1 pseudogene is annotated in these 1,010 nt (G+C 53.5%); it reads right to left on the reverse strand.

Annotated features, from left to right (window positions below):
* Positions 1-1,010: pseudogene (locus tag ACTHUR_RS11940) on the reverse strand (DNA translocase FtsK); the annotation flags it as partial.

Below are 1,010 nucleotides of genomic sequence, written 5' to 3' on the forward strand. Positions count from 1 at the left end.
GACGTGCGCATTGACTTGCGAATCAAAAATCGGCACTTGGATTTTATGTTCAAAAGCAGGCGGCTCGGGGATGTCAATTGGCGCAATCGAGGTTTGGAAAACGGGTGGTTCGGGAATATCGGTTTTAGCCATAGGGACAACCGGTACGGCAGGTGGCTCGACTACGGTTGCGTTTGGTGCGGCAGGTCGGGAGATATAAGGGGATTTTTTAACAGGCGCAGCCGGTTTCGGATTGGACGGTGTTGCCGGTGCGGCAGGTTGTGGTGCAACAGCTTCCGTAGCAGCTTGTTTGCGCGCCCATCTTTCGGCGGCCGCCTCAGTATGGCGGACTTGGCGGCGCAGGCTGGCAGGACGGCTGATTTGTCCCAAGTTGGCCAAAATTTCGTCATTTTCGATGGTGCGCGGAGAGTAGTCGCGCAATGGGGCAACGGCTGCGGCCAGTTTGTGGCGTGCGGCGGTACGGCGGGCAAGGTTGTCGTGAATATCTTCTGCTTGGATTTCAGATGGGAATGCCTGCATGGAAGTATAGGGGAGGATGGCTTCCTTTTCGGCAGTTCTTAAGGCCGTCTGAACGGTTTCGATATGCGGCGCATTGGCTTCTGCCACGCGGACATTGTTGGCACGCGCCAAGGCACGCTCGCGTGTGCGGCGCAAGATAGGGTCGTTGTAGTCGATGATTTCCATACCTGTCATCGGTAGGGATGAAGCGCGCAATAATGGGGTTTCAACTTCGTCTTTGTAAATCGGCGCATTTTTTTCGGCTAAATGCTCGTTCCATTCCTCAACCGCAGCTTCATGCAGGGAACGGGTGGCTTCTTCTAATGTGATTTCTTCAAAATTGCTGTTTTGCACCAAAGATGGGCTGTATTCGGGCGTTTCCATTTGTGCAAACGGCGTGATTTTAGGAATACGTTCCGGTTTGGCAGATTTGCGGGTTTTAGGCGCAACTTTGATTTCTTCTTCGGTAGCTGCGATGTATTCCGGCTCTTCGGCAACTGGCTCTGTTGTGT

It is taken from the genome of Neisseria sp. P0021.S007 (assembly GCF_051956855.1).